At 49.9% G+C, this 16,643-nt stretch carries 16 protein-coding genes and 2 pseudogenes; 5 read left to right on the plus strand and 13 right to left on the minus strand.

What is annotated here, in order from left to right:
* Nucleotides 1-37: 37 nt before the first annotated feature.
* The 13 genes and pseudogenes from LA360_RS28960 to LA360_RS29020 all read right to left on the minus strand — a co-directional run bounded on the left by LA360_RS28960 (nucleotide 38) and on the right by LA360_RS29020 (nucleotide 12,962).
* Nucleotides 38-2,305: pseudogene (locus tag LA360_RS28960) on the minus strand (bifunctional diguanylate cyclase/phosphodiesterase).
* A gap of 230 nt (nucleotides 2,306-2,535) precedes the next feature.
* Entirely contained in the window at nucleotides 2,536-3,813 is a 1,278-nt protein-coding gene (locus LA360_RS28970) for a tyrosine-type recombinase/integrase (protein WP_112482532.1), read from the minus strand.
* Nucleotides 3,814-3,892: 79 nt separating this feature from the next.
* The gene (locus LA360_RS28975) at nucleotides 3,893-4,096 is read right to left on the minus strand and encodes an excisionase (protein ID WP_112482530.1); all 204 of its coding nucleotides are present in this window, start codon (nucleotides 4,094-4,096) and stop codon (nucleotides 3,893-3,895) included.
* Nucleotides 4,097-4,524: 428 nt separating this feature from the next.
* Nucleotides 4,525-4,764, minus strand: a complete 240-nt coding sequence (locus tag LA360_RS28980; RefSeq protein ID WP_025491679.1) for a helix-turn-helix domain-containing protein — start codon at nucleotides 4,762-4,764, stop codon at nucleotides 4,525-4,527.
* Complete coding sequence (locus tag LA360_RS28985) at nucleotides 4,761-5,051, minus strand: sigma factor-like helix-turn-helix DNA-binding protein (protein WP_330411311.1); 291 nt, start codon at nucleotides 5,049-5,051, stop codon at nucleotides 4,761-4,763. Before LA360_RS28985 ends, LA360_RS28980 begins: the two co-directional genes overlap by 4 nt.
* A complete protein-coding gene (locus LA360_RS32225; RefSeq protein WP_330411310.1) occupies nucleotides 5,030-5,203 on the minus strand; it encodes a hypothetical protein in 174 nt (57 codons plus the stop codon). Before LA360_RS32225 ends, LA360_RS28985 begins: the two co-directional genes overlap by 22 nt.
* A 279-nt stretch (nucleotides 5,204-5,482) precedes the next feature.
* A complete protein-coding gene (locus LA360_RS28990; RefSeq protein ID WP_112482528.1) occupies nucleotides 5,483-6,457 on the minus strand; it encodes a hypothetical protein in 975 nt (324 codons plus the stop codon).
* Nucleotides 6,458-6,612: 155 nt separating this feature from the next.
* On the minus strand, nucleotides 6,613-7,413 hold the full coding sequence (locus LA360_RS28995; protein ID WP_112482526.1) for a class B sortase: 801 nt from the start codon (nucleotides 7,411-7,413) through the stop codon (nucleotides 6,613-6,615).
* Nucleotides 7,397-7,684, minus strand: coding sequence for an HU family DNA-binding protein (locus tag LA360_RS29000; RefSeq protein ID WP_112482524.1), 288 nt, complete (start codon nucleotides 7,682-7,684; stop codon nucleotides 7,397-7,399). The genes LA360_RS28995 and LA360_RS29000 overlap by 17 nt, the downstream gene beginning before the upstream one ends.
* 104 nt (nucleotides 7,685-7,788) lie before the next feature.
* Nucleotides 7,789-8,763, minus strand: a complete 975-nt coding sequence (locus LA360_RS29005) for a DUF7601 domain-containing protein (protein WP_112482522.1) — start codon at nucleotides 8,761-8,763, stop codon at nucleotides 7,789-7,791.
* A gap of 37 nt (nucleotides 8,764-8,800) precedes the next feature.
* Nucleotides 8,801-11,509, minus strand: a pseudogene (locus tag LA360_RS30155) (right-handed parallel beta-helix repeat-containing protein); the annotation flags it as partial.
* Complete coding sequence (locus LA360_RS29015; RefSeq protein ID WP_225537840.1) at nucleotides 11,506-11,790, minus strand: hypothetical protein; 285 nt, start codon at nucleotides 11,788-11,790, stop codon at nucleotides 11,506-11,508. The pseudogene LA360_RS30155 and the gene LA360_RS29015, both read right to left, overlap by 4 nt.
* Before the next feature lie 335 nt (nucleotides 11,791-12,125).
* Nucleotides 12,126-12,962, minus strand: a complete 837-nt coding sequence (locus LA360_RS29020; protein WP_112482518.1) for a tyrosine-type recombinase/integrase — start codon at nucleotides 12,960-12,962, stop codon at nucleotides 12,126-12,128.
* A gap of 380 nt (nucleotides 12,963-13,342) precedes the next feature.
* On the opposite strand from LA360_RS29020, the gene LA360_RS29025 reads away from it, so the two are divergent.
* The 5 genes from LA360_RS29025 to LA360_RS29045 all read left to right on the plus strand — a co-directional run bounded on the left by LA360_RS29025 (nucleotide 13,343) and on the right by LA360_RS29045 (nucleotide 16,639).
* Nucleotides 13,343-13,672, plus strand: coding sequence for a plasmid mobilization protein (locus LA360_RS29025; RefSeq protein WP_025491687.1), 330 nt, complete (start codon nucleotides 13,343-13,345; stop codon nucleotides 13,670-13,672).
* The gene (locus tag LA360_RS29030; RefSeq protein ID WP_025491688.1) at nucleotides 13,633-14,967 is read left to right on the plus strand and encodes a relaxase/mobilization nuclease domain-containing protein; all 1,335 of its coding nucleotides are present in this window, start codon (nucleotides 13,633-13,635) and stop codon (nucleotides 14,965-14,967) included. Before LA360_RS29025 ends, LA360_RS29030 begins: the two co-directional genes overlap by 40 nt.
* Nucleotides 14,964-15,317, plus strand: a complete 354-nt coding sequence (locus tag LA360_RS29035) for a cysteine-rich VLP domain-containing protein (protein WP_025491689.1) — start codon at nucleotides 14,964-14,966, stop codon at nucleotides 15,315-15,317. Before LA360_RS29030 ends, LA360_RS29035 begins: the two co-directional genes overlap by 4 nt.
* A 281-nt stretch (nucleotides 15,318-15,598) precedes the next feature.
* A complete protein-coding gene (locus LA360_RS29040; RefSeq protein WP_112482515.1) occupies nucleotides 15,599-16,237 on the plus strand; it encodes a class I SAM-dependent methyltransferase in 639 nt (212 codons plus the stop codon).
* A gap of 69 nt (nucleotides 16,238-16,306) precedes the next feature.
* Nucleotides 16,307-16,639 carry a DUF6050 family protein gene (locus LA360_RS29045; protein WP_003525494.1) on the plus strand — a complete coding sequence of 111 codons (333 nt, stop codon included), beginning with the start codon at nucleotides 16,307-16,309 and terminating at the stop codon, nucleotides 16,637-16,639.
* Nucleotides 16,640-16,643: the final 4 nt, after the last annotated feature.

Raw genomic sequence — 16,643 nt, forward strand, 5'->3', positions numbered from 1 at the left:
CACAGACACAGCAATTCCTGACACTATAACCTTCTATCTAATCCCCGCCCCCAAAAGGCCCATCCTGATTTTCCATCAGCAGATGTTCAAAATCCTCCTGAGGCATGGGCTTTGCGAAAACATATCCCTGGATCACATTGCAGCCGCCTTTCTGAGGAATTCAACGGTGTCCATATCCTCCACGCCCTCTGCAATGGTCTTTATATTCAGCTCCCTGGCCATATTGATAACATTGGACACGACAATGCGTTCGCGCCGGATATCCCAGCTCTTGTGGAAGAATAGGATATCCAGCTTCAGCACATCGATTGGCAGATTCTTTAACAGGTTAAGGGAACTGTAACCCGAACCAAAATCATCCAGAGAACAGATAAACCCGCGCGCATTAAGATTGACCACCAGCTCTGCAAATAATTCCGTGTCAGCAGCCAGTATACTCTCCGTAAACTCCAGCTCCAGGACGCCGTCCGGTACAGAATATTTATCCTTGATATCCGTATAAAAATCCACAAAATCATTCTGGAACAGACCGGCTTTTGAAACGTTGACCGCCAGGCTCACAGGACTCCCGCCCCGTTCCAGGTGAATCCTGTACCAACGGCATGCATGTTCAAACATATAGCGGTCCAGTTTCACAATAAGCTCGCTTTTTTCAAATAACGGAATGAAATTTCCCGGCAGTATCATCCCCCTGCCCGGACTGAGCCAGCGGGCCAGCACCTCTGCCCCGGTAATCCTGTTACCGTTCTGAATATCTATCTTAGGCTGCATATAGAGCTTGAACTCATCATCTGCCATGGCTGCCTCTGCCTCAGCCTCCAGGGCGGAATCCTCTAACATACGCCTGCGGATGCTGTCGTCATAGAACACGTAGGAGCTTTCCGGTCTTTCCTTTGCAATCTTATGGGCCATATTGGCATAGTTCACCAGCACATCCAGAGACTGCTTCCCATCACCCGGCCGGAACCGGTAAACGCCCACAGGAATCTCCATGAAGGGCTGTTCATCCATGCCCGAGTTTCTCATATATTCCTTAATCTGGCACAGACCTCTGTCCAGTACCCGCGTATCCACACACCGGGTAATACCGGCAAAGCTATCAGCCGCTATGCGGCAGCTGATACAGTCAGGGCCTTCCACCGTCCTTAGAAACTCTGCCACCAGCCTGAGAAGCCTGTCACCCTCCTCATACCCCAGCACATCATTAATCAGCCTGAAGTTCCTTAAATCGCCATACCAGAGCACATATGCGGTGAGCTCCGAACGGGTGAGCTCAGGACGGTTCAGAAATATCTCCGCTTCACGCTTAAAGCCCGCGAAATTGCGCAGGCCTGTAAGAGAATCACTGTAAGCCAGTTTCATCAGCATCCTCTGGTTATTCACAGCCATCTTCCGCTGTCTGCTCATCAGCCATATAAACAAACCGCAGGCCACCACAATGATGAGCATGATGCCCCATGCTGTCTGAATATAACTGGAACGCAGCACATCCACAGGAACCATACTCACCTGATACCACTGTCCCTCAATAATGGGAAGGATCACCAGTATCTGCCTGATTCCCTGCCTGTCCGTAAGCACGAAATCCCCCCTGCCCCTGCCCGTGCCTCCTATGGCCTCTGCAATCCTCGCTTTATTATCAGGAAGGATGTCTCCCTCATATGTCTTAATGGTCTTAAGCACATAATTGCCGTTTACATCCAGGATATTGGAGTAACCAGCCCCTTTAAGAACCGGTGCATCAATGATTTCCCTCAGTACGGCAGCCGAATGGACCGCACAGAGTATGCCTCTGACATCGCCGCTGCTGTCGTTGATTCTGACGCCAAAATAGTTTATATATCCACTTGCATCCTGTTGGTCCGCAAATGTGTTGGATATGCTTTTTCCGCCCTGTAAAGCCCGCTCAAAAAATTCCATTCCTTTCAGATTAACCTATTGGGCATTACCTTCCATATTCCACCATACGGGCATTACCGTTAATATCCGCGTATCCCATACGGATAAAGGCATTTTCCTTATTTATATCTTTTAATATGGTCATGATCTGGCTCTCATCCAGCGTTGCCAGCTCCCTAAGACTTACAGCCAGTCCCTCCAGCGTCTGCCAGTCTCCCTCAATCTGTTTTAAAATGGATGTCCTGGTTTGATTGGCAGCATCATACAGGTATGCTACGTTCTCTTTCTGGCTTTTCAGAATCATCTGAACAAGAAAAATAATGCTTCTGGCTATAAAACATAAACAAAGTATGATAGGAAGCAGCGTATCCCTGCGGCTCTTTCCTCTGCCATCTGCAGATGTCATCTCATAGTACCCCTGTCTTATTTGGACTCTAAAATAATAATAATATATTTAGAACAATCATTTAATAGATTTCCAATTATCTCTTTAGGATTTCTTATATGCCGGTATAGCCCGTAACTTCGGGCTTTTCCGGCACTTTTCCTATCGGAAGAACCTCACAAACATTCTTATTACCCCTCATGTTTCCGCTCTCAAACGTAGTACAAACAGTAGTACATATTTTGCGTATCCTATGCGGCTTGGGCCTCCTGGGCGCTCTCTGACGCAGGCTGCGCATGGACTGCTGCGGTGGTCTGTGCCTGGGCTTGCAGCCGTTCCATTTCCTCCTGTGCGGAATGGGATGTGGCGTGGGCATAATAGTTCAACGTCATAACGATATTGGCATGCCCCATAATGTACTGCAATGCCTTGGGGTTCATGCCTGCGTTTGCCATTCTGGTACAGAATGTATGCCGCATGGTGTGCGGCGTCATGACCTCCGGCAGCGGTTCCTTATGGCATTTGTTGAACTTCTTGGCAAGGCCCTGAAACATGGCATCATAGTGGACAGCCGCTTTCGGCAGCCCGTCCCGGTTTAAGAACAGGAAGCCCTTATATCCGTCCACCACAACGCCTTTGCCGTTCTTTCGCCCGTGCAGCACGCGCTGAAATGCCTTGTAGGCGGCTGCGCTCATAGGCACTTGACGATAGCCGCTGTCGGTCTTTGGCGCTTCGATGTAGTAGCCGTCCTCGGTGCTTCTCAAAAGCTGGTGGTCTACATTCACAAAGCGCTTTTCAAAATTCAGGTCGGCAGGTGTCAGGCCGCAGAGTTCGGAAACACGAAGCCCGGTTTCCAGCAGGATCAATACCTCGTCATAATACTTGGCATAAACGGGGTCACTCTGCATGAAGTCCAAAAGCTCCTTTTCCTGTTCAGGGGTAAGCGGCACCTTTGGTACGGTATCGTCGTTGATAACCTCATTGATCTGGAAGTCAAAGGGGTTCTTGCGGAGGCAATCGTCCTGTACGGCCATGTAAAAAATGGCTTTCAGGGAACGCTTGCCGTTGCAGATGGTGTGATAGGCCACACCCTTTTCCTGCATACGTAAAGCCCATTCTTTGGCGTCAGACAGCTTTACGCTGTCGATGCTGGCCCCTCCGATTTTATCCTCGGACAGAAGTTTCATTAACTGCTGGCGGCTCTTATGGGTTCCCCGCTTCACATTGCCCCTCTGCCGGATGTACTTTTCATAGAGCTGGCACACGGTCATTTTCTTGCCGATGGTGTCAATCCCATCGTCAAGGTCTTTTTGTATCTGCTTGATTTTCTCACGCAGGGAAAGATCCGAGCGTTTTCCGGCAGGGATTTTGTCCGTGGGGACTAACTTCCATGAGTACACAAACTTCGGTTCTCCAAAGGCATCCGTATATTTGTAGGTGTATCTTCCGTCTGTTCGCTGGCTCTCTCCAGATTTCAAAAGGCGGCCTTTGCTGTCCCGTCTTTTTTCATCTCGTTCTTTTTTTGACATTTCGTCATGCTCCTTTCCATGACGGAAAGAGCCTTGACACACTCTAAGGGTATTATAGCATAGTCAAGGCTCTTTTTCACTAGATTGTGTCCAGAGAATCAATGATTTTTTCAAACTTTTGCCGTTTGATCTGGATGCGGTCGCCGTTCAAAATCACCCAGCCAGCGGATGGGTTTTCCTCGGCAAGCCGCCGCAGCTTGTTTTCTCCAATGCGAAAATATTTCGACGCTTCCTCAATGGTAAGCGTATATTTTTCCCAAATAGGCACATCGTTATTACTCATAATCTTGCCTCCTTATGTTCAAAAAAAGGATTCTTGTAACTATAGGCAAAACACGGACGGCTGGCGGCCCAGCTCCACGGGACTTTCACCCCCGCGTGGTTCTCACACGGCCATACCCATTGCCTGCGACGCTTTTAACGCTCGGACTGTGGCTGTAAGGGAGTATCATTGTCCTGCCTGCACGTCGTCGCCCATAAGCAGCCACGCCTATGTGGCGGCTGGGTGGTGGTCGCTCCGCTGTTTTCGCAGAAACCAGCATCATGGCGCACCCGCCGTCCGGCTCGGTACAGACAGAATGTGTCCGTATGCCCTATGACGCACCGCCATTGTCCTGCGGGCGTATTTGTCAAGGTGCATCCATCAGCCACCAGGTCGGCGGAAATGCGGAAAGGGAGTTAGAAAACATTTCCGTTACCGTGGCCGGGCCGTTACTTCAAAGCAACGATGATGGAATGGATGAGCTTGAGTTCCAAACGGTGCTTCATATACTCGTCCACGCACACATAAGGGATGCCGTTGCTGTCGTACAAGGTGCGGGTGCAGAGCTTGTTTATGTAGCCTGCATAGTACCGTAGCACTTGTTCCATAGCCATTGCGTCCCCAGCGTGGGCAGCTTCCATCACCGAAAGGGGCAGAAGTTTTCTGCCGTTGAATGTGGGTTCCTTCATCCGCGTTTTCCTCCCTCTGGCATGAGCGCCATCAATTTCAAACGCAACTGTTTCAGGGTGCTTGTCCTGTGGCGCTGTACGGCGCTGCGGGACATTCCCATGAGGCTTCCGATTTCTCCGTCTGCCAAATCCAAAACACAGTGCAAAATCAAAATGCTTTGTTCTTGTTGTGGCAGGCTGGCGAATGCCTCGGCTACAAGCTCGTTGTCAATGAGCAAATCATATCCATGCGACGAAAAAACGTAGCTGTCGCTGGGGTAATAATCTACCGTGGAGAGCTTGTCCAATCCTGCTGTGTCAGGGCGTCCAGCGACTTTTCACGGTCGCGCTGCTGTCCCATCTCGCGCAGATAATCTTTGGCCTCATTGCGGAGTACCGCCTTGCAAAATGCGTCATAGCGGTGCCGCAGGATAAAGTTATTGCGGGGGATCGTATCCATCTTCTCACCCCCTTTCTGTGGGTGATTTCGGTGGTTCTCTCCCTTTCCGCCAAAGTTACTTTTGAAAAGCCGCCAGCTACCCGCTAAACACCACTTTTTGCAACATTTTTTGAAAAAATGTGTGGCCGGTGGCACGGGACGCAGGAAACAACAAAATTCGCCCGGAAGGGCATAAACCCTCCGGGCGAATGTAACAACAGTATGATTTTTATTGCATGGTATACGGCATGGTTCCGGCCATATATTCCACTGGCCGGGGGATGTCTTTTTTTAACGGTTCTACTTCCGTTTCCGTTGGTCGATCTCCTGTGTTACACATGACAGCTCCCTCCTAAAACCGCCAACGGAATCAGCGTGAAGGAGGCTGCCAGCAACCACTTGGTTAAACAGCCGTGTGGTTTTTTGATCCATCCGGCTGATTGTGTCCTTGACGGCTTGATTGCGCAGCTTACTGATGACCATGGGCACGGCCCCAAACAGCAGGGAGACATAAACCAAGGCCAGATTGCCCCAATAAACACTTGCTTCGATGGCTTCATAGTCCAGCAGAACCGATATAGACTGGTACGCCTCGAAAAAGATGACACCGAACTCCTGCATAATGAGAATGGCCCAATCCATTTGGTTTGCAACATACGTCATTGCCAGCATAATCACAGAACAGATTACGACGCCTTTTTTGGTTAATTTCCCGCCCAATTTCTCATAACCCAGCAGGGTACATGCCGCCATGACCAGCCCTGTTACAGAAGCAACATAGCCAAGGCGGCTGACAAGGACAATAGCAGCCGCACCCACCAGAGAACCCAACAATGCGCCTACAATTCCGGCTGCAACACTTTCTCTGCGGGCCTGATACTGGCCGTGGGAAACTTCCATTTGCCCCCGCAGCGTCCCAAAGCATTCGTCACACAGGGACAGATAGGCACCCGCCACATTCGCGCCCACGGTGGGAACATCCTTCCCACAATGCTGACAGCCCCGTGTAAAGCCTTTTTGCCGCAAGCCGTTTGCCATTGTATTTAAAATCAATGCGGCAGCCCCGGCATTGGACGCTCGGAACACGACCGAAACGCTTGTGGCGGTCGCCTCCACACGGGTAATTCCCTTCACTGACTTGCGCAACTCTTTTGTATCCTGCTTATCCATCGTTCCGCCATGCAGGGTGCCTCCAAACACAGCCTGAAATATGTTTGGATAGTTTTCGTTGGGAAGATAGATCACAACCGGGTAGCCTTGCAGTTCTCCCCACAAGGCCCCGTGTTCCTAGCTGAACCGAAGCCCTGTTTCCCTAGCCAGAGCTACAAATAATTCCTTGCTTTTGTTCTTCATCCTCTTATTTCTCCTTCTTACAGTATAAGGCACCAAAAAATGAAACTCAAAAAATATGACTGCTTTTGTTGATTTTCCTAGCTTTTCCGCGCCACCACGACAAACCGTCCGTTTTCGGTGTGATAGCTGCACGTCACCAGGGTCAGCAGCGTGTCCCCGTATGCTGCGGTTTCTCCGGTGTCGTAAAGCGAAGCTGCTTCCACATGGCCCACGTATTCCTGAAACAGCTCTGGGTCACTCAGATCCGGGTAGGAATAGAAACGAAATACGCCCGTTTCGTCCTGGTAGTACACTCTGGAATAGAACGCCCCGATCACCGTATAGGTTCCATCCTCTTGCAGGGTGTCAAAGGCAATGGTGGGATGCTCCTTCCAAAACTCCGGTTTTGCATAGTCTAACAAGGCATGGAACATGGTGCCGTTTTTCATGTTGTGGCCGTAGACCAGATAGTGGTTCCCTCCCTCAATGTAGCTTCCGTCCAGGAATGGAACGCCGCTGATGGAATCGCTCTTATCAAAGGCCCGGCGCAGATAGTATTCCGGCTCCTGGGGTGTATACATCACCGGATAGTCCACTTTCGTTCCCTCGATCTTTACCCAGCCAAAGAAATCACTGTTTTCATCCTTTAGCGCCCCATAGGGAGAGAGAACAGCAGTGGTTTCATCAGGCGTTGGGGCGGCTTGGACAGTGGGAGCTTTGAAGTTCTTGGTTTCGCCCTCCACACGGGCGGCCAGCGCTTCAAAGGCCGCCTGGGATTCCGCCAGGTCCAGCAGAGAAGAACCCAGCATGAACAGGGACACAACCAGAAGCACACTGCTGGAAAGCATTCCAAGTATCACATACCATGGCCGTTTTCCGGGCTTAGTCCTGCGTTTCATTGACTTTCTCTTTCAAATGTTTTCCGGCCTTAAACACAGGAGACTTTTTGGCCGCTACCGCAATCGGCTGCTTTGTCATAGGATTAAACCCGGTATGGGCAGGAGTTTCCCGCACGGTAAAGATGCCGGTGCCGGTAAGCTGCACGGTTTCCCCAGCCGCCAGGGCGTCTCCCAGCTCCGCGCAAAAGGCATCCAGAAATGCTTTGGCTTCCTTGTGGCTGCTTCCGGTTCTCTGTGCGATCAGTACGGCAAATTCCTTTTTGTTTAACATATCTTTCGTTCTCCTTTGCGTAGTTTAAAAAGATAAATAAAAGGAATGGGGCTCATGCCGAAGCATGAACCCCATCCACAAACACATTGGTATTGTTCCCTGCGTCAGCTCTGATGCTCTTTGCCTTGGAATCTGACTTTGCGCGTCTTAGTCCCTGCAAGAAGCACAGTCAGGCTCAGGAGGGAGGCTGCCGCCAGAATACCCCAGAGGGCGAGATTGCTGCTGTCCTCGGTCTTTGGAACATTGTCCAGAGGACGAGCCGGTGCAACAACAGACGGTGTCTGCGTAGGCGTTGGTGCAGGAGCGGCCTGCTTTGTGGTGTTGGCAAAAGCCGGTACGCTGTTGTATGCCTGCCCATTCTTTTCGTAGGACACGCTGGCCGCATAATCATAGGGACAGGTCACGGTGACGGTTACTTTGTAGGAAGCCGTATCATAGTTGATATTCTTGTCATTGCCGGTCTGCTCCGTGAGGTAATAGACATAGGTGCCGGTTTTGTTGAACGTCAAAGTATCAAAGGTGATATTTCCACCCTGATTGTTCTTCACCTGCAACCGCTGGCCGTTGGCATCATCCAGGAAGAAGGTAAAGCCGCTGCCCGTAGGAATCAATCCATCCATGGTCTTTGTGGCGGTCAGGTTCACGCGGGCGGGCTGCGGTGTATGGCTGCTGCTTCCGCCGCCATTGCCGCCAGAACTTCCACCAGAACCACCGGAGCCGCCGGAGCTGCCCTTATAGTTTTCAAAGGATGCTGTGGCGGTGCTGCCCGTCTGGATGGGGCCTGTTGCGTTGGTCTTGGTAACGGTATAGCCGCTGTTGTCGCTTTCCTCTACCGTATAGGACACGCCTGCCGGAAGTCCATTGGCCGTCTTGCTCTGCCCATGCTTCAAGGTGAAGGTAGCAACGCCGCCCGTAAAGCTCATATCGCCGTACTTGCCGTTCAGGTCTTTTTTATCCAGCGTAACCGTAAAGGTAAAATCTTTGTTCTGGTCTCCGCGAGAGCCGCTTACCGTCTTTGTTACTGCTAAATTCCCGGTCTTTTCCGTAGGCGGGTCTACAGGAGGATTGGGGGGGGGCATCCGTGCCGCTTCCAGGTCTTTCCTTGTAGTTTTCAAAGGCTACTGTGGCAGTGCTGCCCGTCTGGATGGTGCCTGCTGCATTGGTCTTGCTCACAATATAGCCATCACTGCCGGTTTCCTCGACCGTATAGGACGCGCCTGCGGGAAGCCTTTTGGCTGTCTTGCTCTGCCCGTGCTTCAAAGTAAAGGTGGCAACTCCATTAGCGAATGTCATATCTCCATACTGGCCACTAAGGTTCTTTTTATCCAGCGTCACAGTAAAAGTGAACTCCTTATTAAGGTCACCGCCAGAGCCAGTCACTGTTTTTGCCACTGTTAACTCCCCCTCTCCACAGGGACAGGGAGGCATTTCCTTCCGATTTTCAAACGAGGCCGTCACAGTTGTATCTTGCTGAATCGTGCCCTCAGAATTTGCCTTAGTTACAGTATAATCGTCGTTGTCATTTTCTGTTACGGTGTATACCGTTCCAGCGGGAAGCCCAGAAGCAGTTTTACTTTCCTTGTCTTTCAGAGTAAAATTAGCAACCCCGTCAATAAATTTCATATCTCCATAGGTTCCGTTGATTGCTTTGAACGGTTTATAAGTTGCAGAAATAGTAAAGGAAAACGGCTTATTGGAATCTGCTCCATCACCGGATACAGCCTTTGAAACGGTCAAGTCGCCTGTTGCTGGTTCTTCTGTTTCTGTACCGATAATTACCGTACCGTTTGTTGCAATACCCCCTCCGTACAATCCTTTATTTTCGGCGATATGTACCTTTACTTCCTCTAGAGCGTCCTTCACTCCAGGATCTTTGTCAGTCAGGTCGTTAAACAAAGTGATATTTTGGTTTGGATCGTCTCGATAGGTTTGCACCGATTGATAAACGTCTATCGTGTTACCCTTTGCATCTGTCCAATCGTACTTTCCGCCTCCTAAGTAATATTGAGAAATGAAAGGTATATTCTGATTTGCTCCCCGCTCCTGTACGTAGACTTCATCTGCAAAACCAGACTGATCCCTGTTCTGGTAAATAATCGCTCCCTGATTCAAATGAATTTCTACCTTTGCTGTCGGGCATGCCGCAAAGCCGCCGCCCCGGCCCTGCCGGGTGGGGTTATTAACTGCCTCATTATTGGCAATGGCAACATTATATAGATGAAGGGCACACCCCTCATCAACATAGATTCCACCGCCCGCATAATGAATTACACCGCCTAAATCTATACCATTTGCAGTGTTATGACTAATTGTACCGGCCGTAATCGTCAGGTTACCATCAGCTTTATCCTGAAATAAGACAATGCCTCCTCCTTGAGAATCTGCCGTATTGTACGAAATTGTTCCTCCAGTCATTTCGCCCGTAGCACCCATTAGATGCAGCCCCCCACCGGATGCGTTCGAGTGGTTGGATACAATGGCTCCATCGGACATATGGAAAGTGCTGAGATTGCCGACGTATACACCGGCACCATTTATGGAATTATTTTTAGAAATATGCCCACCGCTTATGCTAACACTGTTACCTCCATCATCAGCTATAGCCCCACCAGCCCACCAGGCATCACAGGAGGTAATTTCTCCGCCGGACATGTCAAATGTACTGCCTGTTGGCGCAAGATAAATACCGCCGCCAGATTCATCTGCTTTACATTCCTTGATCTGACCACCGCTCATGATAACGGTTCCTTGCTTTTCAACAGCAACGGCGCCACCTAAGTGAGCACTGCAATTCTCAATCGTCCCACTGGTTATGTTGAGCGTCCCATTTTCCACAAAAACTGCTCCACCACTACCTGTAAACGAAAAATCAGAAATGGTTCCTCCGGCAATGGTTAGTATTGCATCTTCACCATCTACTTTCACAGCACTGGCAAACTGCTTTTCATTACTATTTGTTGTAATGATTGCATCCTCGCCAAGGGTAACCTCACCATTCACTAAAAGAACCGGTCCCCTCGTGCCCTGGCGCGAAGATAAAATCCTTACATTTTCAAAGGTGAGGTGGGCTCCTTCTTCAACCGAAATCAGGTTTTGGAAAAGCGCAATCAGTCCGCCAGGGGCTTCAATCGTGTATTGTTCTTCATCCGATGATTGAATCTTTATATCTTTATTGGCAGGGATTAATAAGCAGCTCTCTAGTTCGATATCCTCTGTAATCTCAATAGTTGTGAGTGTATTGTCCTCTGCCGCATTAATAATCTCCTGCAAAGTCAATCCATCTTCATTGGGTACTGTGACTAGGCCATTATCTGCCTCAGCAGGGGTAGCAACGTCCGGCTTTTCTTCTGCAACAGCTTCTTCCGTCGTCTCCGGTGTATTTACTGTTGCACTTTCTTCTGTATCTGCGGCTTCGGGCGGTTTATTCTCGGTCCCTTCTTCTGCCCCAGCCGTTTCCTCTGCGTCCGTGGCTTCCGTCGTTTCGTCCTCCGTCGTTTCGTCCGTCTCAGATGTTCCCGCGACCTCTGAGCTTGCCTCGCCTGCCGCGTTTGTATCTTCCCCATGTGCGGCCTCAGAGGCTTCCACGGCTGGACTGCCCTCTGCCTCGGATTCCTCCTGGGCATCCTGGCTCGTTTCTTCTGTGGCGACGATGGGTGGCTCTAATTCGTTTGCTGCATAGACGGGTATCCCATTGCCAAACAGCGTCACGACCATCATCAGGCACAGAACTAACGATATTGCGCGCTTTTTCATGACTTTTTCCTCTCTTTCTCTTATGATTGGATCACCATGGATGAATAGACCGCCCTTTCCGCTCCGTTTCATTCCTGGCTCAGATGACGGTGCAAAATGCTGGAATGTTCCGATAGCTGCCAAATCAATCGTTCTTTTGCATCGAATACAGTCGCTTCCGGGGCAAGGCCAGCCAGATAAGCCAAGGCGTCATTCCAGGATTTCAGCGAAAATGCTTCCGCAGGAATCTGCACCAGTTCCATCGTCAGATGGAATTGCTCCCATGGGCTGAGATACCGCAAATCGGAAAGATACCCACATCCGGCTTTTTGGGCCAAGCACTCCAACAATTCTATCGGACATCTTTCTTCCACTCCATTCACCTCCTGCCGTTTCAACGGGAATCTGAACCGCCTATCCTTTGTGCTGAATGGCTTTCATTACCCCAGAATAATGATTCTGTGGTATTTCTCTCTGTTTCCAACGGCTGAATAGCATCTCGGCACTGGAAAAGGAAGTTCTGATAGGCATGAAAACCAGACCTGCGCACATTTATCCGGGTGCAGGTCTATTTTTCGTATTTATTTTTACATTTGATATGTAACAAGTGCTTGAAAATCAAGGCTAAACTATCTATAATAAAGCTAATCAGTTCTACTTGTAACTGAGCAAGGAGGCCATGGAACCACAGAATCATTATTCCGTGGTGCTATGAGATCAGGCGCATCCGCTGTAAGGTTCGCTCATGTTCCCGTGTGCCCATCGCGACATAAATCCGCGTAGTGTCCACGGAGGCGTGCCCTAAAATATCCGCCAGATACGCCAGATTCTTTTTGATGGCATAGTAGCATTTTGCAAACAGGTGGCGCAGATTGTGGGGAAAGACCTTTTGGGGATTTACCCTTGCCGCCCGGCACAGCTTTTTCATATCATGACAGATATTGCTTCGGTCTAAGGGCTTTCCGGTGTGGGTACAGAACAGATACCCCGTTCGGATGCCTTTTTCTTTGGCATAGGCATTTAATTTCCGGCACAGTTCCTTTGTCAAGAGAATGGTTCTGGTTTTGCCTTTCATGCGGATTTCCGCTTTCCCTTTTTGCAACGCCTCAACGGTCAGGAACGAAAGCTCACTGACCCGGATTCCGGTGGCGCAGATAGCAAGCATCACATGATACAGGCGGCTGTCCTTTTTCCGTTTGGCAGCGTCTAACAGGCGGTGGTATTCCGCTTCGGTCAAATCCCGGCTGTCGTCCACAAATACCGTGTGCTGGATTTTTAAAAACCGCACCTTGCAGGCCGCCAGTCCCAGGTAGTCCAGATAGGAATGAATGGCGGACAGCTTGGCGTTTACGGTGCGGGCATGGTGTTTCTGTTGCAGTTGTTCCCGGTATTCCAGAACCTTTGCTTTTGTTAGTTCTTCTCCCTGTAAAAATGAAAGGAACCAAAGCAGCTCACGGACATACTTTTGTATGGTTGCGTGAGATTTTTCATGTTCGGCCAAATAGGTGCGGTAGTCCCGCAGGATTTCATTGTAATTGTGTTCCATTTCGTTTCACCTCTGCTTATTTGATGATATAAAAGTAGTATGACAGAATCTTTTATACCGTATTCCCTGTAAAGGCAAAACAAAAGAACGAGTATGTTTAACGATGTGCCGTGGACGCGGGACTGTCAAGCGACTGCATCAAACGTATTCGGCATTCGTTTGTCATTTGTTGTATGGAGGCCAAGGGCCTCTTATTTTTTTGCGTTTTTTGCAACAAAGTTGATAGTTTGCGGGTAGTTTGAGGGCTTTTCGGAGTATTAGGAGTGGAGGAAAAGAAAAACAGCAGCAAGCATAGGGAGTGTGGCTACACTCCCGGCAAACGGCTTCCCGTTTGTATCTTGGGGAAGTCCCCAAACCCCTGAATGAAGGAAGGTGAGAAAATGGCAAACCGAAAACGGAAGTTTGTGCTGCGCGTCCCCGTGACGCCGGAGGAAAGGACGCTCATTCAAGAGAAGATGGCCCAGATCGGCACAAGGAATTTTTCTGCCTACGCCCGGAAAATGCTGATTGACGGCTATGTTGTCCAAGTGGATACCAGCGACATCCGGGCGCAGACCGCAGAGCTTCAAAAAATCGGCGTCAACGTCAACCAAATCGCAAGGCGTATCAACAGTACCGGGACTGTGTACGCGCAGGACGTGGAGGACATCAAGGGAGCGCTGGCCCAGATATGGCAGTTACAAAGATCCATCCTATCAAGTCAACGCTGAAAAAGGCGCTGGACTACATCGAGAACCCGGACAAGACCGATGAAAAGCTATTCGTTTCCTCCTATGGCTGTTCGTATGAAACGGCGGATATTGAGTTTCAAATGTTGTTAGATCAGGCGTTCAAGAAAGGCAACAATCTGGCCCACCACCTGATACAAGCCTTTGAGCCGAGCGAAACCACGCCGGAGCAGGCCCACGAAATCGGACGGCAGCTTGCGGATGAAGTGCTTGGCGGGAAATATCCCTATGTGATAACCACCCACATAGACAAGGGCCATCTGCATAACCACATCATTTTCTGCGCGGTGGATATGGCAAACCAGCGCAAGTATATTTCCAACCGCCAGAGCTATGCCTATATCCGGCGCACCAATGACCGGCTGTGCAGGGAACACGGCCTGTCCGTGGTGATGCCGGGCAAGGACAAGGGAAAGAGCTATGCCGAATGGGACGCCCAGCGCAAGGGCAAGAGCTGGAAAGCAAAGCTGAAAACCGCCATTGACGCGGCCATCCCGCAGGCCAGAGATTTTGACAGTTTCCTGCGGCTCATGGAGGCGCAGGGCTACGAGATGAAACGCGGGAAATTCATTTCATTCCGCTCCCCCGGACAGGAACGCTTTACCCGCTGCAAAACCTTGGGGGTGGACTACACCGAAGAAGCCATTACCCGGCGTATCAAGGGGCTGGCTGTGGACAGAGGGCCGAAGCGTAAAGTGGAACAGGGAATTTCCTTGCGTATTGAGATTGAAAACAATATCAAGGCGCAGCAATCGGCGGGCTATGCGCGGTGGGCGAAGCTCTACAACTTGAAGCAGGCCGCCAAAGCCTTAAACTTCCTGACGGAACACCAGATTGAGAGCTACGAGGGCTTGGAAAGCAGGCTGGACGAGATCAGCACAGCCAACGACGAAGCCGCCGCTGCCCTGAAAGCAGTGGAGTGCCGCCTTGGAGAAATGGCTCTGCTGATAAAGCAGATTTCCACCTACAAGCAGACCAGGCCCGTGGCGCTGGAATACCACAGGGCCAAAGACAAGGCCGCGTTCCGGCGAGAGCATGAGAGCCAGCTTATTTTGTATGAAGCTGCGGCGAGGGCGCTCAAAGAGGCCGGGATGAAGAAGCTCCCCAATCTGTATGCGCTCAAAGCCGAGTATAAAAAGCTGGACGGAGAACGGGAACGGCTGTCAGAACAGTATAACGAGGTAAAGAAAGAGCTGAAAGAATACGGCATTATCAAGCAGAATGTGGACAGCATTTTGCGGGTGACGCCGGGAAAGGAGCAGATACAGGAGCTATGAACATACCGAGAATGAATTACCGCCAGTACCGCAAGGCCCGGCGGCTCACGCATGAGTGTTGTAATTACTGTGACGGAAACTGCCTCCTGCTGGACGATGGCGAGGAATGTGTCTGTGTGCAGAGCATTTCCTATTCCGTGCTGTGCCGATGGTTTCAGGCTGCCGTCCTCCCGCTGGACGCGACACTTTATGCCGAACTGATGGAGCGAAGCCAAGCGCGGCGTTGCCGGGAATGCGGGGCACTGTTTTCTCCCAGACGTCCAAACTGCCTCTACTGTCCAGACTGTGCCAAGAAACGCAAGCGCCAGAGCAAGAAGCTGTGGGCAAGGAAACACCGGGAGCATGCGTAGAAAAAGTAATGGGAAAAGGCCCTGAAATATCAGGGCTTTTTCCTTTGGTCAGAGGGGTGGGTACTATGTTACTACCTTTTCTCCTGGAAGCGGCATTTACTTTTTCTACAAGGTGATACCGATATCCCGCTCTCATTTCTGCGTTGCCATTCTGTTTCTTTTTCCTATGGCTTTCCCCACAATCATATATCCTTGAAAAATCAGTAGATTTTTCGATGGAGTTTCTATATAATAAAATCAGTTAGTTAATGCGAACTTAGTAAGAGCAAGGAGGTTATTCCATGGGGATTCTCAAACAGTTTTTTAACAACACCCGAAAGCCGAACGGTTGGATGGGGAAATTGATGGTCAACGGTATGAATCAAGGGCATGCCGCTGTTTCCGATTGGGGCCTTTCCTATTTTCCAGATGTACCGGGGGTAGCTCATTCTATGCTGGCGGATTTCGGATGTGGTGGAGGACGCAATACCGCAGAACTTTTAAAACGGTTTCCGGAGGCAAGAGTGACAGCCCTGGATTATTCCAAGGTCGCTTGCGACAAAACAAAGCAATTCAATCGGAATGAGGTGCAGGCTGGGAGATGTAACGTTGTGCAGGGGGATGTGTCCCGCCTTCCCTTTGAAGCGGCGACATTTGATGTGATCACTGCCTTTGAAACGGTCTATTTCTGGCCGGGGCCAGTGGAGAGCTTTCAAGAAGTCTGGCGGGTACTGAAACCGGGTGGCACATTTATGATTGTGAATGAATCGGATGGTAGGAACACAAAAGACGAAAAATGGGCTGGTATCATCGATGGAATGCGTATTTTTACGCAGGAGCGGTTGACACAATACTTAAAAGATGCAGGCTTTTCCCAGATAGCCGCACATGTAAATCGGAAACAACACTGGATTTGTCTCCTGGCGGAGAAAGCACGGTAAGAGGAATCGCCGATTCAAAATTCGGATTTATAGAGATTTCTTACTTACAACATAGGATGGAGGGATAGAATGACACGCGGAGAGATTTGGAAAGATTTTTTGAAACATACTGTTTTGACCTTGGTAATCGCACTGTTTCTGTTTTTGATCTTCAAGTCTGTTTTTACCAAAAACGGCGAAACGGAATATTTTTATGTCTGGCTCTGTTGCGGGATTCCCTTTGGGATTCGGAGGATGTTTGTCTGGCTGGTTCCCCATGGATATGACTTAGGCGGTTCGGTTGGTATTATTGCGGTGAACTTTATAATAGGCGGCCTGATCGGCGGGGTCATCCTGACCTGGCGTCTGGTGGTTGCTGTATGGTATATTCCTCTTACCATTTACCGATTGCTCACAAATTGAGTTG

Source organism: Enterocloster clostridioformis (genome assembly GCF_020297485.1).
In the GTDB taxonomy this organism is placed as follows: domain Bacteria; phylum Bacillota; class Clostridia; order Lachnospirales; family Lachnospiraceae; genus Enterocloster; species Enterocloster clostridioformis.